Origin of the sequence: Gemmatimonas sp. (assembly GCF_021298855.1) — a bacterium.
Taxonomy (GTDB): domain Bacteria; phylum Gemmatimonadota; class Gemmatimonadetes; order Gemmatimonadales; family Gemmatimonadaceae; genus Gemmatimonas.
Map to the genome: position 1 here is coordinate 14,226 of NZ_JAJTHI010000020.1, position 16,345 is coordinate 30,570.

Genomic DNA, 16,345 nt, shown 5'->3' on the forward strand with positions numbered 1-16,345 from the left:
CCGGCTTCTCAGCGACCGCGATTCACGGCGCGTCCACCACGGCGAGCAGGCGCGCCACGATGGTATCGCTGGTGACCCCCTCGGCGTCGGCCTCGAACGACGTGAGCACGCGATGGCGCAGCACATCCGGGGCAATGCTCTTCACGTCATCGGGGGTGACGAAGGCCCGGCCACGCAGGAAGGCATGCGCGCGCGCCGCCTGCCCGAGGGCGATGGTGGCGCGCGGCGAGGCGCCGAACTCGATGAGCGGCTTGAGATCGGGGGCGCCGATTTCCGCGGGATGGCGGGTGGCGTGCACCAGGTCGACGATGTAGTCGACGATGCGCTCGTCCATGTACAGCTCGGCGATGCGCCGGCGCGCGTCGAGCAGTTCTTCGGGGGAGGCCACGGGCACGATGGTGGTCTGGTCGCCGCCGGCCATGCGCCGCAGGATCTCCTTCTCCTCCGCCCGGGTGGGGTATCCCACGCGCAGCTTCATCATGAAGCGGTCGACCTGCGCCTCCGGCAGGGGATACGTGCCCTCCTGCTCGATGGGATTCTGCGTGGCGAGCACGAGGAACGGCTCGGCGAGCTTGTACGTCGTGCCGCCGATCGTGACCTGCTTTTCCTGCATGGCTTCGAGCAGTGCCGCCTGCACCTTGGCCGGCGCGCGATTGATTTCGTCGGCGAGGATGATGTTGGCGAAGATGGGGCCGTGCTTGACGCGAAACTCCCCCGTAGGCTGATCGAAGATCTGCGTGCCGATGACGTCGGCGGGGAGCAGGTCGGGGGTGAACTGAATGCGCTGGAACGAGGTGCGCACCGTTTCGGCCAGGGTGCGCACCGTGAGCGTCTTGGCCAGGCCTGGAACGCCCTCGAGCAGGACGTGGCCCCCGGTGAGCAGGCTGATGAGCAGGCGCTCGACCATGTACTCCTGACCGACGATGCGACGCGCGACTTCGCGCACCACCCCCTGCACCAGAGCCGCGTCATGCGACGTGGCGACACTCGTGGTCACGGATCCCTGCTCCTCTGACTGAAGAAGTTGTGCATGCCTGCGCCTCCATACCCGGCAACGTTCGGTCTGCTCCGCGTGCCGCCGCGGTACGGCTAGCGCTGGGCGATGAGCGCGTCGAGCACCGTGCGTTCGGCATTGGTGAGGGCCCGGGCCTCTCCCGCCGCCAGGGTGCCGAGCTTTACCGGGCCAAAGCTGACGCGCACGAGTCGCTCCACCTCGAGCCCCAGCGCGTCGCAGATGCGCCGCACCTCGTGGGTCTTGCCTTCGGTGATGGTGATCTCGAACGCCCACCGCCGAGAACCCAGCGGATAAGCCTGAACGTCACGCGGCACGACCAGACCGTCCTCCAGCTGTACGCCGTCGCGCGCTTCGCGGGCGGCCGTGGAGGCGTCGCCGCGGACGGTGGCGACGTAGGTGCGCTCCACCTCGCGGCTCGGATGCGTGAGGGCGTGGGCGGCGGTGCCGTCGGTGGTGAGGAGCAGCACGCCCTCGGTCATGAAGTCGAGCCGTCCGACGTACACGAGCCCCGGGACGTCCTCGACGAGGTCGAAGACGGTGGTGCGGGCCTGCGGATCGCGGCGGGTGGTCATGACCGCGGCGGGCTTGTTGAGCACGATCCAGCGGTGCTCGGTCACGTGCGTCTCGACCCGCACGCCATCGAGGGTGATGACGTCGCGCCGAGGATCGACGACCTGCCCAATCTGCGCCACCGTGCCGTTGACCTGTACCCGCCCGTCGGCGACGGCCTGATCGGCGCCGCGGCGCGAAACGACCCCGACCCGCGCCAGGGCACGCTGCACGCGCATGGGGCCTTCGTCGCGTGCCTTGGTGGTGCTGCCGGCCTTGCCGGCGGCCGCTGGGGCAGACGTGCCGGTCTTCTTCGCGCCGGTCCGCGCCGCGCCGCGCCGCGCTTCCACGCGGGCGGCGGCGAAGTCGCGGTTGGTGGGTGACGCGCCGGTCGGAGCACCGCGCCCCCGGGCGGGCGCTACCGTCCCGGGACGCCCATCGCCCGGCTTCCCGCGCGTCTTGCCGCCCGTGGACTTGCCGCCGGGGGCCTTGCCGCCGGGGGCCTTGCGGCCACCGCCGTCACCGCCGGACCGACGTGGCGGCGTCACTCGGGCACGACCGCGGCGTTCCCCGCGCCGCGCAAGGCGATGGCCAGTTCATCGGCGCGCGGAAGCTCTTCGAGGTGACGCAGGGCAAACTGCTCGAGGAACTGCGGTGTGGTGCCGTAGAGCAGTGGGCGACCGATGCCTTCGCTGCGCCCCACGATATCGATGAGGTTGCGTTCGTGCAGCGACTTGAGCACCGACCCCACGGCGACGCCGCGAATCTCCTCGATCTCCGCGCGTCCGATGGGCTGCCGGTAGGCCACGATGGCGAGCGTCTCCAGCGCCGCAGCGGAGAGCTTCTGCGGGCGCACGGCCACCTGAGCGCGTTCGATGGCTTCGGCGTATTCGGCCCGTGTCAGGATTTGCCAGCCCACACCCTGCTCCACCAGCTCCACGCCGTGGCCATCCACGTCGTAGTGCTCGCGGAGTTCATCCAAGGCGGCGGCCACGGCGGCGGGGCTCGACTCGGGATCGAGGGCCTCCAGCGCCGTCAGCGGAATGGGCCGCGGGGCGGCGAACAGCGCCGCTTCAAGCAGCTTCGCTAATGGCGTCACGGGTAATCTCCACGGAGGCGAACGGACGGTGCTGCGCGATACGCAGCTCACCGAGCTTCGCCATTTCGAGCAGGGCCAGCAGCACGGACAGGATTTGCCACGGCTCCGCATCACGGCCGATCAGATCGGTCCAGCGCGCGTGCTGCCGCGTGGCGATGATCTTGCGGATGGTGGTCATGGCCCCCGCCACATCGAGTGCCCGCGGCACGACGTCGTGGAACTTGGGTTCCTTGGTCGTGCGCAGGACGCGATCGACCGCAGCGAGCAGTTCGCCGAGCGACAGGGCCAGTGGGGCATTGAGCGGCGTGATATCGGCCGCGACATGCACGTAGCGCCTGGCGAACTGGTGCCGGCGCTCTTCACCGCGTCGCTCGAGGAGGTCGACGACCTCCCGCATCTGCTGGTACTCGAGCAGGCGGCGCACCAGTTCGGCACGAGGATCCTCCCACGAGTCCTCCCCGTCGGCACGTGGCAACAGCATCTGTGCCTTGATGCGCAGCAGTCGGGCGGCCATTTCGAGATAATCGGCCGCCTCGTCGAGCCCGAGGGTGCTGATGCGCGCGAGAAACTGCTCGGCGATGCGGGCAATGGGAATGTCGTAGATGTCCACCTGCTCGTCGCGGATGAGCGACAACAGCAGGTCGAGTGGGCCGGTGAACTGGCTCAGCTCGATGACGAACGACGACGATTCGGACTCGACGGGGCGAAAGTTGGGAGCCATCACGCAGCGTTCACGCGTCGAAAGGGTTGGGGAGCAGATACGGAATGTACACCTGCTGGGCGAGTCGGGCGGTGGCGAACGCGGGACTCATCCAGGCATTCACGAGCGGCCGCCCAAAGGAGAGCAGCGCGAAGAGGAGCAGGAACCCGACGGCGCCGATGCGCTGGTACTGCAGCGACCACTGCGGCGGCAGCAGGTACTTGAAGACGTGCGACCCGTCGAGCGGCGGGATGGGAATGAGATTGAACGCCGCCAGCACCAGGTTGAGCACGATGCCCTGCATGAACATGAGCTGCAGCACGAAGAGCGGCCGCAGCAGTTGCGGGAACTGCTGCCCCAGCAGCCCGACGCCCATGATGAGGGGGACGCAGGCGAGGGCAATGAGCACGTTGACCGCCACGCCGGCGAGCGACACGATGATGTCGCCGCGGCGGTACTGGCGATAGTTGCGCGGGTTGACGGGAACCGGCTTGGCCCCGCCGAAAATGGGACCGCCCAGGAACGCCAGCATGACCGGGAGGATGATGGTCATGAAGGGGTCGATGTGCCTGATGGGATTCCAGGTCAGGCGCCCGAGCTGGTAGGCGGTCATGTCACCCTGCCGCATCGCCGCATAGCCGTGCGCATACTCGTGGGCGACCATCGAGAAGAGCAGGACCGGGAAGACGAGGGCAAGTTGCTGGGCGAAATCCACCGCGGCAGCCGGGAAGGAAAGGAGGCGTTGACGGGGGAAGCAGCGGCTTCGACCCGGAACGCGAATGCAAGCAAATCGAGCATGGAAGTCTAGCCGCCGGGAGACGGCAAGTCAAAAGTATTCCACACGGAAAGTTATCCACATGGCGTGGGAGGCCCGCTCTCGGCTTCCCGCTTCCTGCCACCTGCCCCCCGCTTCCTCCCCGTGCCCCCCACGAGGGAGCAGGCAGCGGGAGGCGGGAAGCAGGAAACAGGCGTGCGAAACGGCTCTTCGCGCAGCAGTAGCAACGGCTTGACCCCCGCCTCGGGTTCGCCTAAGTTCACCAGTCTGTTCCGCCGTGGCCGGATTCCATCCGTCTGCCGGGTGGTGTTCTGTCACTGTCAAACAAGTTCCCAGGAGTTTTTTCGTGCCGAATATCAAGTCCGCGAAGAAGGATTTGCGGAAGTCGCGTGCGGCAGCGGTGCGCAACCGCGCCCAGCGCTCGGCGCTGCGGACTGCCGTGAAGAAGGCGAAGGCGGCGGCGGCGGCGGCGGATGACCGTCTCAACGCCGTGTCGTTGCTCGATCGCGCGGCGCGCAAGGGACTCATTCACAAGAACGCGGCGGCCCGTCAGAAGAGCAAGATCGCCAAGCAGGCCAACAAGGCCGCTGCCGCGTAACGCGCGGTCGCCGGTTGGCTCAACGCAGAAGGCCGGTCTCTCGCGAGACCGGCCTTCTGCGTTCCGGCTGAAAGCAACCGCCAGCGCACTCGTATCAGAACGCCGCCAACTCTCCCCCGCACCGCTCGCAGTACCACTCGGTGGGCAGGTTCATCGTGCTGCACTCGGTGCAGCGCAACGTCTTCTGTGGCTCGGCCGAGGCAGCGGTGGTGGGGGCAGCGCTGCCGAACGGACCGGCCCCTGGCGGCGCCGATTCGGGGGCCCCATTGGGATCGATGACCGATCGCAGAAACGCCAGATCGTCGAACGGATCGGCGGCCTTGGGGGCGGGCTTGGGGGTCACGGTTGCGGTGGAGCGCTCCCGGCGGGTGTCGTGTTCGGGCTCGATGCCCTGCAGCGACTGCACGAACTGCGCGTCGGCCGGCCCCGTGGCGCTGCCGAACATGGCCAACGCCTGGTCCACCTCGGCCTGCTGGGCCACCGCCTCCGCCGACAGCGCCGGCGTGGCGATGGGCGCTGCCGAGGGAGCGGCGGGTGACGACCGCTCCGGCTCCGGGACGGCCGCAAGGCTCGAGGTGTTGAAGAGCGCCACCACGTCGGCGAGCACGCCTTCGTGGCGCGCCGCCGCAGGCACGGGGGTATCGGCCATCCCCGGCCCATCGATATCGAGCAGGGGCGGCTCTGGTTCCGTGGCGGCACGCTCTTCTTCCGCGGGGGAACGAACGAGGGATGTGGGCTCGAGGGAGAGCGTGACGACCGGTGTGGGGACCGACGCCTCGAGCGGAGGCTGCGCCTCGGCAACGGGTGCCGGCGCGGCTGCCGGATTGCTCGGCTGCTTGTCGGAGAGGGGGGGCGATCCTTCAGGCAGCGGCGCCAGTGTCGCCACGGTCGCCCCGACCGCCGGCTCGGCCTTGGGCTCGACGCGGGCGCTCGCCAGCAATGCGCGCACATCCTCCACTTCTGCCAACAGCGTGCCGCGTTCCTCACCGAGCGTACCGATGCGGGCCTCGATGTCCTGCCGCACCGCGTCCCAGCGCTCGTGGTCGTACTCGCCCACCAGATTGCGCAGCATCCCTTCGGCGAGTTCTTCTTCCAGCGCCGACAGTCGTCCTTCGAGGTCACCGAGTCGCTGCTCGATTTCACCGCCGAACGCGGCGAGGGCGCCCACGTGCGCCCGGAGCTGCGTCAACACCCCCGTGCGACGGGCCACGTAGTCCCCGTGGACCCGTTCGAATACGCGAGCGGGGGTCTCGGCGCGCTTGGCCTCGAGGGCAGCAAGCCACTCGTCATAGCGCTGGCGCTCCGCGACCAGCGCGCGCACTTCTTCGATGGACACGACGGCTACTCCGCGAGGATGGACAAGGGGTGAACTCCGGAAAGCTCACGGGGACGAACGGATGACGCTAGCACCACCTGCCTGACTGCCGACGATGAGCGGCACCCGCTGTCACGCCGAGGAGAGTGACGGACGTTACCGCTTCGCTCGCGGCGCCATGGAATGTGACACCATGAACCGGGAGCGCACGCCCCGCCAGCCGCGCAGCGTGACCGGCGTCACCCCGCGCGTCCCCTCCCGCAGGACCGGTCAGGCGCTGTAGACGAGGCGGCCGCCGACCACAGTATGTACCGCCTGTCCGGTAAACGCATGACCGGCGTACGGCGTGTTCCGCCCTTTGGACTTGAAGCGCGTGGGATCACAGCTCCAGCTGCGCGACGGATCGAAGATGGTGACGTCGGCGAGGGCGCCCCGGGCGAGCGAGCCCCCCGGCAAGCGGAAGATCTTCGCCTGCTTGCAGCTCATGGCATCGACCAGTTGCGACAGCGAAATGATGCCGCGGTGCAGCAGGTACGTGGTGTTGACCGCCAGCGCCGTCTCGAGCCCCACGATGCCATTGGGGGCATCGGCGAACTCACGTTCCTTCTCATCGTAGTGGTGCGGCGCGTGGTCGGTGACGAGCAGGTCGATGGTGCCATCGGCCACGCCCTGCTGCAGTGCCTCCACATCCTCGGCGGTGCGGAGCGGCGGGTTCATCTTGGCGTTGGTGTTGTAGCCGTCCACCGCCTCTTCCGTGAGGGAGATGTGGTGCGAGCACACCTCGGCGGTCACGTTGATGCCACGCTCCTTGCCCCACCGCACCAGCTCGACCGAGCCCTTGGTGCTGAGGTGGCACAGGTGAATGTGCCCGCCGGTGCGCTTGGCCAGCAGGATGTCCCGAATGACGTAGATCTCCTCGGCCTCGGCCGGGATGCCCTTGAGCCCGAGCTTGGCGCTCATGATGCCCTCGTTCATGCTGCCACCGCGCGCGAGCGTCATGTCTTCGCAGTGCTCGGCAATGGGCACATTGAAGGCGCGCGCGTACTCGAGGGCCGTGCGCATGAGCTGCGCACTTTCCACCGGCTTGCCGTCGTCGCTGAAGGCCACCGCGCCCGCGCTCACCATTTCGGCAATCTCGGCGAGTGTTTCCCCCTTCTGGCCCACCGAGATGGCGCCGTACGGGTACACGCGCGCGAGCCCGGCGTTCTCCCCCTGGCGCTTCACGAAACCCACCACCGCCTGATTGTCGGTGACCGGCTTGGTGTTGGGCATGGCGCACACGGCGGTGATGCCCCCGGCCACGGCGCTGTGCGCCCCCGACGCCACGGTCTCCACGTCTTCGCGTCCCGGTTCGCGCAGGTGCACATGCACATCGATGAAACCCGGTGCGACCACGAGGCCGGAGGCGTCGAGCACCTCTGCCCCATCGGGCGTGCCGAGTGAACCGCCGCAGGCCTCCACCACGCCATGGCGCAGCAGCACATCGCCCACGGCATCGAGCCCCTGCGAGGGATCGATGATGCGTCCGCCCTTGATGAGCAGGTCGCGCGTTCCGATCGGGTGCGCCATTTATGCGTTTCCTTTCTTGGCTGCTTCAGCCAGTTCAGGCTTGCCACCGGCAAGCAGGTAGAGCACCGCCATGCGAACGGCCACCCCATTGGTGACCTGGTCGAGAATCACCGAATGCGGACCATCGGCGACATCACTGTCGATCTCGACGCCGCGATTCATGGGACCGGGGTGCAGGATGAGCAGATCGCGCGACGCCTTCTCGAGGCGCGCGCTGGTGACGCCGAAGACGCGATTGTATTCGCGCAGCGACGGGATGTAGCCGGCCTGCATGCGTTCGAGCTGCAGGCGCAGCACGTTGAGCGCATCGGCCCACTCGATGGCTTCCTCGATGCGGTTGAACACCGAGACCCCCATGGCCTCGATGGCATTGGGGAGCAGCGACCGCGGGCCGCACACCGCCACCTCGGCGCCGAGCTTGGTGAGCCCCCAGATGTTCGAGCGCGCCACCCGCGAGTGGAGCACGTCGCCCACGATGCAGATGCGCTTGCCCGCGAGGTCGCCGAACCGATCGCGCAAGGTGAGCAGGTCGAGCAGTGCCTGCGTGGGGTGCTCGTTGGTCCCGTCGCCCGCATTGATCACATTCGACTCGATGCGCTCGGCGAGGAACTGCGCCGCACCGGAGGCCCCGTGGCGGATGACGACCATGTCGATCTTCATGGCCTCGAGATTGCGCGCGGTATCGACGAGCGTCTCACCCTTGCTCACACTGGAGCCGGCCGACGCCACGTTCACGGTGTCGGCGCTGAGCCGCTTCTCGGCGAACTCGAAGGAGATGCGCGTGCGCGTGGAGGCTTCGAAGAACAGGTTGACGATGGTGGCGCCGCGCAGCGTGGGCACCTTCTTGATGGCGCGCTCGGAGATCTCGCGAAACGGCACGGCGGTGTCGAGCACCAGCCGGATCTGCTCGGCGGAGAGCGGCGCGAGTCCCAGCAGATCCTTGCCGAGGGGGCCAGGCACGGGTCAGCTCTCCTCGTCGCGGGAGACGATGAGCACTTCGTCGCGGCCATCGAGTTCCTCGATGCACACATCCACGCGCTGACCGGCGGCGACATCGATGCGGCGCCCCACGATGTCGGCGTGGATGGGGAGCTCGCGCCCCCCGCGATCCACGAGGACCGCGAGCGCAATGCGCGCCGGCCGACCAAAGTCGGCCAATTCGTCGAGCGCGGCGCGCACGGTGCGTCCGGTGTACAACACGTCGTCCACGATGACCACACGCTGATCATCGAGTGCCCAGGGCAGCGAGGTCGCCCCGACGACGGGGCGCGGCCCCACCGTTTGCAGGTCGTCGCGGTAGAGCGTGATGTCGAGCGCCCCGGAGGCCACCGTGACCCCTTCCTGTGCCGCGATGATGCGGACGATGCGCTCGGCGAGTTGCACGCCGCGGCGTTGAATGCCGACGATGACGAGGTTGTCGCAGCCGGCGTTGAGCTCGATGATCTGGTCGGCCATGCGACGCAACGTGCGGTCGAGCGCACGTGCGTCCAGCACGGTGGTTGGCTTCCTTGGCATGGCGGACAAGTTAACAGCGCCACGCACGAAGCGGCGGGCGCCCCCCCGGACGCCCGCCGCTCCCCTACCCTTACGTCCTACGTGGAGATCCGGCCATTGCCTACCATTCGTGGTGCGATCGCGGCTGCTCGTTGGGCTTGGGCTTGGGCGACCAGAGACCATGCAGCGGCGACAGATGCCGGGCGGCGGTACGCGCGGCCCGGAGCCGTGCCTTGTCGATGGGCGGCACGTACGAGGTGGCTGCGTACATGGCGATGTCGGCGGCCGCCTCCATGGTGGCCTGCGCGAAGCCGAGCGACCAGTCCGGGCCGTACGGGTGCGAATCGGCACGTTCCTCGACGCCACGTCCGAAGGCCACGCACTTGTCGGCCGCTTCCTTGAGCGAGCGGCTCGAGGCCAGGTGCGCCACCACCACATGCAGTCCGTCCCGTCGTCCCATGTGATACGTGGGCGACTGGAGCGCATCGCTGGCCGGCGCCTCGACCACCCCCGTGGCAATCCCCGTCAGCAGCACGCAGTGTTGCGAGAAGTAGCTGCGAATGGGATCGACCGGTGGTTCTTCGAGGATCGGGGACATGGCTGGTTCCGGCAGAATGGTGTCCTACGGTCGCGGCAATTGCCGCCTTCACCACGCCGGTAGGGCAAGCGGTGTGCCGCCGTCGGGGCCTTCGGCCCAGCGCCTGTTTCCCTCTGAACACGCCAGTTTTCGGTGCCGGCGCGGCCGGCCGGGACCGCCGGACGTTGCAACAACACGACCGGCAGTGCGGCGTGTGCGCCACACCCACCGGCGGCGCTGCGGTCTCTGCAGGCGCCCGACGGCAGGTCAGCTCGCGTACAGGTGCAGGTCGGTCCCCACGAAGTCGGCGAGCGCCTTGCACGTGTCCCAATCGGGGTGCCGAAGGGTCACGTAACCGTCCGACAGCAGCGTGCTCTTCCAGTCGCGACGGGGCGTGCCAACCGGCAGGAGATCGATGGCGCAGAGGGCATCGCCCAGCCGGCTCTTGATGCGATCCAGCCCTTCGATGCGCTGGATGCGCCCCTGACCGTGCGCCCGCTTCGTGATGCAGGCGCAGTTGTACTTTCGCTCGACGACCGGGGAGAAGGTGCCGTGCAGTTCGGCCTCGGCCCATCCGGCGAACAGGTCGATGTCACTGGCGAAGTTCATCAGGTCCACGGTGCGGGCGCCGGGCGGGCGGGCACCGATTTCCCCGAAGACCACTTCGCCGTCGGACTTGCGGTACCATTCCATATGCGTGAACCCGGTGTCGTAGCCGAGCACCCGAATGACCTGCTCCCCAAGGGCGATGCCGTCGGTCACCCAGGGGTTGTCGACATGGCGGTACGAAAGCGTCTGGGGCGAGATCCACTCATTGGTGCGGGCAATGAGCGGCCGCGGGCGGTAGTGTCCCACGTGGAAATACTTGATCTCACCGCCGGCGCAGATCGTGTCGTAGGTGAACTCCTCGCCGTCGATGAACTCTTCCACGTCGACGGTTTCAATGTGGCCGAGCTGACGGATGGCCGCCGCCACCTCCGTGGCGTCGTCGCAGCGGAAGGTGTCCATGGACCCGGCGCCGGCGATGGGCTTGATGATGAGGGGATAGCCGACCACTTCGGCGGCCGCCCACACCTCGGCCGCGCTGCTGGCCACGGCGTGATGGGGGACCCGTACCCCGCCCTCGGCCAGCGCCTGCTTCATGAGGTCCTTGTTGCGGAACTTGACCGCCTGCGCGAAGCGCTGGCCGGGCACGTCGAACGCCTCCCGCAGGTGGGCCGCCAGCTCGACGCCCGGCTCCCAGAGGCAGCAGACGCGATCGAGCGTGCGGCTGCCCAGCCACCGACGGATCTGCAGGATGGCGCTGGCCGTATCGCTGAAGAGGTCGGGCACCTGCAGATAGTCGCTGAGATGCCGGCGTGCCATTTCCGGCAGGTCCTGGGCCGGTCCATTCGCCACCCCCAGCACCTGCGCCCCCTGCAGGGACAGCCCGCGCGTGAAGAGCGGCATTTCCCCGGGGAACCCCGGGGTGATCATGAGAACGGTCTGCGACATGGAATCCCGATGAACGGTCGGAGGAGGGTGAGGCGGGAGCGGGAGGACGCCCCTACCTCAGCACCACGCGGATAGTGGAGATGATACGCGCGAGCGCGGCCTGCACCACCCCGGTGTCGGGATGTCGCACGATCATGAACCCCTCACCCTCGTAGCTCCCGGTGGGTGACTGGCCCAGGTGCGGCAGGCGGTAGTCGCAGATGAGGTGCCCCCACTCACGCTGCACCTGGTCGAGTCCCTCGACGGCGGCCACAGTGCCCTGCCCCTGGCCCCGCAGGTAGGCCGTCCCCACGGCGTAGCGGCGCTCGGGAGGCGTGAACGTGCCGTCCACCATGAGGCGTACCCAGGCGCCGACAAAGTCCATGTCGTTGGCCCGCGAAATCATCGTGGTCATGTTGGCCCCCGGCGGGCGGGCGGCGATCTCGCTCACCGCGACGGAGCCGTCGGGACGCCGGAACCACTCGCAATGCGAGACCCCCGTGGTCATGCCCAGTGCACGCAGCGCCCGATCCCCCACGGCGCGGATATCGGCGTAGGCGGGATCATCCACCTCCCGGGGCAACAGCACCGTCCACTGTATCCACGGCGTCTCCAATACCTCGAGCGGCGTGGGCGCGTAGCGGGTGAGCGAGTGCCAGACGGCGTGTCCGTTGATGCTCACCGTTTCCAGGGAGTGCTCGGTACCGCGCAGGAACTCCTCGGCGAGCATGGGATCGTGCGCCGACGGGGCGTAGCGCTGCAGCACCTGCTCGAGTTCAGCCACGGTGCGCACCCGTTCCGTGGCCTTGGCCCCAGCACCGGCGGGCGGCTTGACCACAATGGGGAAGCCCACCTCGTGCACGAAGCGCCGCGCGTCGGCCGCTTCGTGCACGAGCTGGTGCCGCGCCACCGGCACGCCGGCGGCGCGCAGGACGTCCTTCATGCGGGCCTTGTCGCGGAAGTTGTGCGCCGCGGCGGCCGGCAGCCCGGGGATGCCCAGGCGCTCGCGCACCTGCGCCAGCGGGAGCTGGCACTGCTCATAGGCCGCGAAGCAGCGGGCCACGGCACCGTGGGCGGCGGCAATGGCGCTCACGGCCCCCGCCAACTGATCGGCGTTCGTGACATCGGCCACCTGCCAGTGTGCCACCAGTCGCGAGCCCACGGCGGGGGCAAGCTCCGCCAGCGGCTGCTGCGCGACAACGGCGAGGCGGACATGTGTCAGGTTCAGGGCCGCCTCGATCATCTGGGTGGCGGCCGGCGAGAAGAACGGACAGACAAAGATGACGAGCATCAACGCTCCAACTTGAACCCCGGATCGATGCCCGGGCGCTTGGGGGCATTCGCCACGAACCATCCGGTGAGATACATCCACTGGGTCATGCGCGTGAGCTTGGGATAGTCGATCCGATCCGGCTTGTCACGCGGCGTATGGTAGTCATCGTGCAGATTGGTGGTATACATGACCGCCGGGACGTTGAGCCGTGCATACGGGACGTGGTCGCTGCGGAAGTACCACCCTTCGGGGTGCATGGGACGGTCCCAGAGCGAGTCGAGCGAGAACTTGCCGGTCAGGGCGTTGGCCCGAAGCGCCATGTCCACCAGCTCCGTCGAATTGCGATGCGGCGGCTGCACGCCGAGCAGGCTGGCGGAGTCCGGGTGGTTGCGGCCCATCATTTCGCCGTTGAGCACGGCCACGATGCTGGCGAGCGGCACCACGGGGTGCGCGGCGTGCCACCGGGATCCCAGCAGACCACGCTCCTCGGCGCCGTGATACACGAAGAGCACCGAGCGCTTGCCGGGCTGTCTGGCGAACGCGCGCGCCGCGGCCAGCAGCGCCACACTGCCCGTACCGTTGTCATCGGCCCCCGCCCACACGGAATCGCCGTCGATCAGGTACCGCACCCCATCGTGATCCTGGTGGGAGCTGTACAGGACGTATTCGTTGCGCAGGACCGGATCGGTGCCGCGGATGACGCCCACGATGTTGGTGCTGGGGGTCTCGAAACGTTCGAGTCGCACCTGCAGCGTGAGCGTGGGGGCCTGCTGGAGGCGAGCCGCCATATCGCCACGCACGAGGAATGCGGGAGTCCCGGCCTGGCGTGCGGGCACCGGCAGCTCGGCCCGGTTCGATTGATTGGCGAAGCGGCGTGCGGCGCCATCCACGTCGTAGGTTCCCCGCGCCCGCAGCATGGCCAGGGGATCGAAGGCGCGATCGGCCACCGTATCTGCCACGATGAGCAGCGCGAGCGCCCCCCGTCGAGCGAAGCGCTGCTGCATGGCCGCCACGGCGGCCTGGGTGTAGCGCACTTCCGGACTGTTGGTCGTGGTCCGGATGCTGGCCGAAAAGGGGCGAAGCATGGGCGTGGCGACGACCTTGCCGCGCACGTCAACGGTAGAATCGGCACTGTTGGCAATCCACACCACGGGCCCCTGCACGTCGGCGCCCGCACTCCCCAGGGGAATGAAATCCTTCCACACCTGCAGCGGCTGCTCACCGAGGGTGCCCATGGACGAAACCGTGGACACGCGCGTGCGGTACATGGTGAACCACTGAAAGTACGACCCGTCATCGCCCAACGGCTTGACGCCGATGGTGCGCAGCTGCTCCGCCACCCACACGGAGGCGCGCATTTCATCGGGGGTGCCGGCTTCGCGGCCGCGCATGGCATCGCTGGCCATGGCGTACAGATCGCGCCGGATGTCCGCCTCACGGATGAGGGCGTAGGCGGCGGGGAGCTGGCCTGCACGTGCCGAGCGCGGCGGACCTGCCTGTGCGCCGAGCGGGCTGAACGTCCACGCGGGCAACGCCATCGCGACAGAGAGGAGTGCTGCGGCACACGTGCGCGTGGTCACGGTCGCGTGCTTGGGGCGCAGGGATCTGGGCATACCCAACGCTACGGCCAAAGTCGCTTTGGCGCTGGGGGGGTGGCGCCGGCGCAGGATACGGCGTCAGGCCGGACTCGTGATGGCCGCGGCCGACGGTAGATTTCCCGCATGACCGAGTCCCCGTACATCCAGGACATCACCACGGCGTCGTTCCTCGAGGCCGTCGTCACGCGATCGCACAGCACGCCGGTGCTGGTGGATTTCTGGGCCACCTGGTGCGGCCCGTGCCGCGCGCTCGGGCCGGTACTGGAGAAGCTGGCCGTGGAGTACGACGGCGCCTTCGTGCTGGCCAAGGTGGACACCGACCGGGAGCAGGCGCTGGCGATGCAGTTCCAGATCCGCTCGATTCCCACTGTCATGCTGTTCAAGGATGGCAAGGCGGTCGCCGGGTTTCCGGGAGCGCTGCCGGAGGGCCAGATTCGCGCCTTTCTCTCACAGCAGGGTGTGCACAGGGGCGACCGGGCGGAGGTGTGGGCCGACGATCCCGTGGCGCGGGTGGCGCAATTGCAGGCGGCCGTGTCAGCGGACGGCGCACGCGACGACCTTCGGCTCGAGCTAGCGCTGTCGCTCCTGCAGGCTGGCGAGTGGGCCACGGCCGGGAAGGCCCTGGAGGCGCTGCCGGCGGCGCTGTACGGCGACGCGCGGGCCGTGCGAGCGCGCGCGACGCTGGCCCTGCGCGAACAGGTGGCGCATCTGCCCGAGGTCGATCCCGTACGGCGCGGCCTCGAGGCGGTGCTGGCCGGTGCGGCGCCGGAGGGTCTCGCCCAGCTACTCGAGGCGCTCCGTGACCAAAAAGGCGACGACGCTGCGCCCGCCAAGGAGGCGCTGGTGGCAGCACTGCAGTACCTGGACGATGAGGCGCTGGTGCGCGAGACGCGGCGGAAGATGGCGGCGGTGCTGTTCTAGCGGGGGGCTGGCCGCAGTCGATGGAGAGGGGAGCGGCCCGCGCGTGGCCCCCGGGAGCGGTCCGTGCTCCCGGGCCGTGCGACGAGCCCTTCAGAACCTCCCGAACCGAAACACCAGGGTGCCGCTGGCGCCGCTCAGCCGCTTGTCGGCAAGCCGGTCGGACTCGCTGCCGAACGCCGCGCGATAGCCGCCGGCTGCGCCCACACGAAACCACTGCGTCACGTTCAGCTCCAAGGCGACCTGGGGCTCGACGACGCCGAAGGTGTCATCGGCGTCGTTCCGGTCGCGCGGACGCATGGCGTCGGGGTAGACCGACACGGTGCCGCCGCCGAGCAGCGCGCCGATCGTGGCATGCACGAGTCGTGAGGGGCGGGTGATGATCTCGAAGGTCACCCCGCCGTAGCCGATGTCCATTTCGCCGCGCCGACGAGTACCGTCGAACACCGCGTCCACCGCTCGCGTGCCCGCGAACCCGGCACCGCCGATGGCGAATCGCCGGTCGATGAGGAACGCACCACCGGCGCCACCCATGACCATGGTCTCACCGGCGACGGTGGTGACGCGGGCCATCGGGCCACCGAAACCACCGAATTGCCTGGTCCCCGACCGGATGAGCGTCTGGTCCTGCGCCAGCAGTGTCGACGGTGAGATACCGAGAACGAACAGGAACCCCATTGCCGCGACCCTTCGGCGGGGACCACGAATGGATGCAATCGATGCCATCATGCCAAACTGCTCCGTCTGAGGGAATAGCTCCACCTGAGGCCAACCGCCCCCGGTATCTCAGCGTACGGAGAGCCTGAGAGACAGGTTTCGCCGGTTCCTCTTCCCCCAAATGAGAGGCCCCGCCACAGCGGGAACGCTGCGGCGGGGCCAGCGGATGAGGGGGGATTCGAACCCCCGAGACGCTTTCGCGCCAACACGCTTTCCAGGCGTGCGCCTTAAGCCACTCGGCCACCCATCCGGGGAAGCAGGAACGCGCCACCGCGGCAGGCCGTGGCGGCGCGTTCGAGCTGGATACTGCCAACAGCGGACAGGGTGAGATTCGAACTCACGATACCGTTGCCGGTATGCCGGTTTTCGAGACCGGTGCCTTCAACCACTCGGCCACCTGTCCTCGGACCCACCCCCGCGTGAACACGGCGGCACTCCAAGAGCCGCGATAGTTAACCGGCGGGAGGGTCCGGATCAAGCCCCTCGAGCCCTGCGAGGGCGCCCCACGGGACCTTGCCGGCGGTCGGCGTCGCGCGCCGCACAGGTGCACCGGCTCCATTGCCGAACCGCCGCCCAGTCGGCACGTTACCCCGCCGCGCCCGGACGCCACCCGAGGGTCCGCCACGCCATGTTCGGCGAGTACACGGGTACGGCACATCCACCGGCATCGCCCCT

General features: G+C 68.6%; 16 protein-coding genes and 2 tRNA genes. 2 read left to right on the forward strand and 16 right to left on the reverse strand.

All coding sequences use genetic code 11. From position 1 onward, the window contains the following. Window positions 1-22 precede the first annotated feature (22 nt). The 5 genes from LW840_RS07340 to LW840_RS07360 form a co-directional block, all read right to left on the reverse strand. On the reverse strand, window positions 23-997 hold the full coding sequence (locus tag LW840_RS07340; RefSeq protein ID WP_291268050.1) for an AAA family ATPase: 975 nt from the start codon (window positions 995-997) through the stop codon (window positions 23-25). Between the two features lie 92 nt (window positions 998-1,089). After that, window positions 1,090-2,112, reverse strand: a complete 1,023-nt coding sequence (locus LW840_RS07345) for a pseudouridine synthase (RefSeq protein WP_291276725.1) — start codon at window positions 2,110-2,112, stop codon at window positions 1,090-1,092. Then, on the reverse strand, window positions 2,109-2,663 hold the full coding sequence (gene scpB / locus LW840_RS07350) for an SMC-Scp complex subunit ScpB (RefSeq protein WP_291263693.1): 555 nt from the start codon (window positions 2,661-2,663) through the stop codon (window positions 2,109-2,111). Before scpB ends, LW840_RS07345 begins: the two co-directional genes overlap by 4 nt. Then, complete coding sequence (locus tag LW840_RS07355) at window positions 2,638-3,384, reverse strand: ScpA family protein (RefSeq protein ID WP_291268069.1); 747 nt, start codon at window positions 3,382-3,384, stop codon at window positions 2,638-2,640. The genes scpB and LW840_RS07355 overlap by 26 nt, the downstream gene beginning before the upstream one ends. Before the next feature lie 10 nt (window positions 3,385-3,394). Further along, window positions 3,395-4,078, reverse strand: coding sequence for a site-2 protease family protein (locus LW840_RS07360; RefSeq protein WP_291263694.1), 684 nt, complete (start codon window positions 4,076-4,078; stop codon window positions 3,395-3,397). Window positions 4,079-4,484: 406 nt separating this feature from the next. Here LW840_RS07360 and rpsT point away from each other — a divergent pair, with 406 nt between their 5' ends. Next, window positions 4,485-4,736: a 30S ribosomal protein S20 gene (rpsT, locus tag LW840_RS07365; RefSeq protein WP_291263695.1), complete on the forward strand. Its 252-nt coding sequence runs from the start codon at window positions 4,485-4,487 to the stop codon at window positions 4,734-4,736. A gap of 94 nt (window positions 4,737-4,830) precedes the next feature. Here rpsT and LW840_RS07370 read toward each other — a convergent pair whose 3' ends face one another. From LW840_RS07370 to LW840_RS07405, 8 genes are all read right to left on the reverse strand, one after another. Continuing rightward, window positions 4,831-6,072: a hypothetical protein gene (locus LW840_RS07370; RefSeq protein WP_291276726.1), complete on the reverse strand. Its 1,242-nt coding sequence runs from the start codon at window positions 6,070-6,072 to the stop codon at window positions 4,831-4,833. Between the two features lie 249 nt (window positions 6,073-6,321). Further along, entirely contained in the window at window positions 6,322-7,620 is a 1,299-nt protein-coding gene (locus tag LW840_RS07375; RefSeq protein WP_291268046.1) for a dihydroorotase, read from the reverse strand. Next, a complete protein-coding gene (locus LW840_RS07380; RefSeq protein WP_291268045.1) occupies window positions 7,621-8,580 on the reverse strand; it encodes an aspartate carbamoyltransferase catalytic subunit in 960 nt (319 codons plus the stop codon). It abuts the gene before it with no gap. Between the two features lie 3 nt (window positions 8,581-8,583). Further along, complete coding sequence (pyrR, locus tag LW840_RS07385; protein ID WP_291263699.1) at window positions 8,584-9,135, reverse strand: bifunctional pyr operon transcriptional regulator/uracil phosphoribosyltransferase PyrR; 552 nt, start codon at window positions 9,133-9,135, stop codon at window positions 8,584-8,586. A gap of 100 nt (window positions 9,136-9,235) precedes the next feature. Next, window positions 9,236-9,712 carry a hypothetical protein gene (locus LW840_RS07390; RefSeq protein WP_291263700.1) on the reverse strand — a complete coding sequence of 159 codons (477 nt, stop codon included), beginning with the start codon at window positions 9,710-9,712 and terminating at the stop codon, window positions 9,236-9,238. 246 nt (window positions 9,713-9,958) lie between these two features. Next, window positions 9,959-11,185: an ATP-grasp domain-containing protein gene (locus LW840_RS07395; protein WP_291263701.1), complete on the reverse strand. Its 1,227-nt coding sequence runs from the start codon at window positions 11,183-11,185 to the stop codon at window positions 9,959-9,961. Between the two features lie 52 nt (window positions 11,186-11,237). Next, window positions 11,238-12,455, reverse strand: a complete 1,218-nt coding sequence (locus tag LW840_RS07400; RefSeq protein WP_291268044.1) for an ATP-grasp domain-containing protein — start codon at window positions 12,453-12,455, stop codon at window positions 11,238-11,240. Beyond that, on the reverse strand, window positions 12,455-14,050 hold the full coding sequence (locus tag LW840_RS07405) for a M28 family peptidase (RefSeq protein WP_291276727.1): 1,596 nt from the start codon (window positions 14,048-14,050) through the stop codon (window positions 12,455-12,457). Before LW840_RS07405 ends, LW840_RS07400 begins: the two co-directional genes overlap by 1 nt. A gap of 108 nt (window positions 14,051-14,158) precedes the next feature. On the opposite strand from LW840_RS07405, the gene trxA reads away from it, so the two are divergent. Next, window positions 14,159-14,956, forward strand: coding sequence for a thioredoxin (gene trxA / locus LW840_RS07410; protein WP_291268042.1), 798 nt, complete (start codon window positions 14,159-14,161; stop codon window positions 14,954-14,956). Window positions 14,957-15,046: 90 nt separating this feature from the next. Here the strand turns inward: trxA and LW840_RS07415 are convergent, their stop codons facing one another. The 3 genes from LW840_RS07415 to LW840_RS07425 all read right to left on the reverse strand — a co-directional run bounded on the left by LW840_RS07415 (window position 15,047) and on the right by LW840_RS07425 (window position 16,073). Continuing rightward, window positions 15,047-15,631, reverse strand: a complete 585-nt coding sequence (locus tag LW840_RS07415) for a hypothetical protein (protein WP_291269989.1) — start codon at window positions 15,629-15,631, stop codon at window positions 15,047-15,049. Window positions 15,632-15,833: 202 nt separating this feature from the next. After that, window positions 15,834-15,920 (reverse strand) — tRNA-Ser (locus LW840_RS07420). A 66-nt stretch (window positions 15,921-15,986) separates the two neighbouring features. Beyond that, window positions 15,987-16,073, reverse strand: a tRNA-Ser gene (locus tag LW840_RS07425). Window positions 16,074-16,345 lie beyond the last annotated feature (272 nt).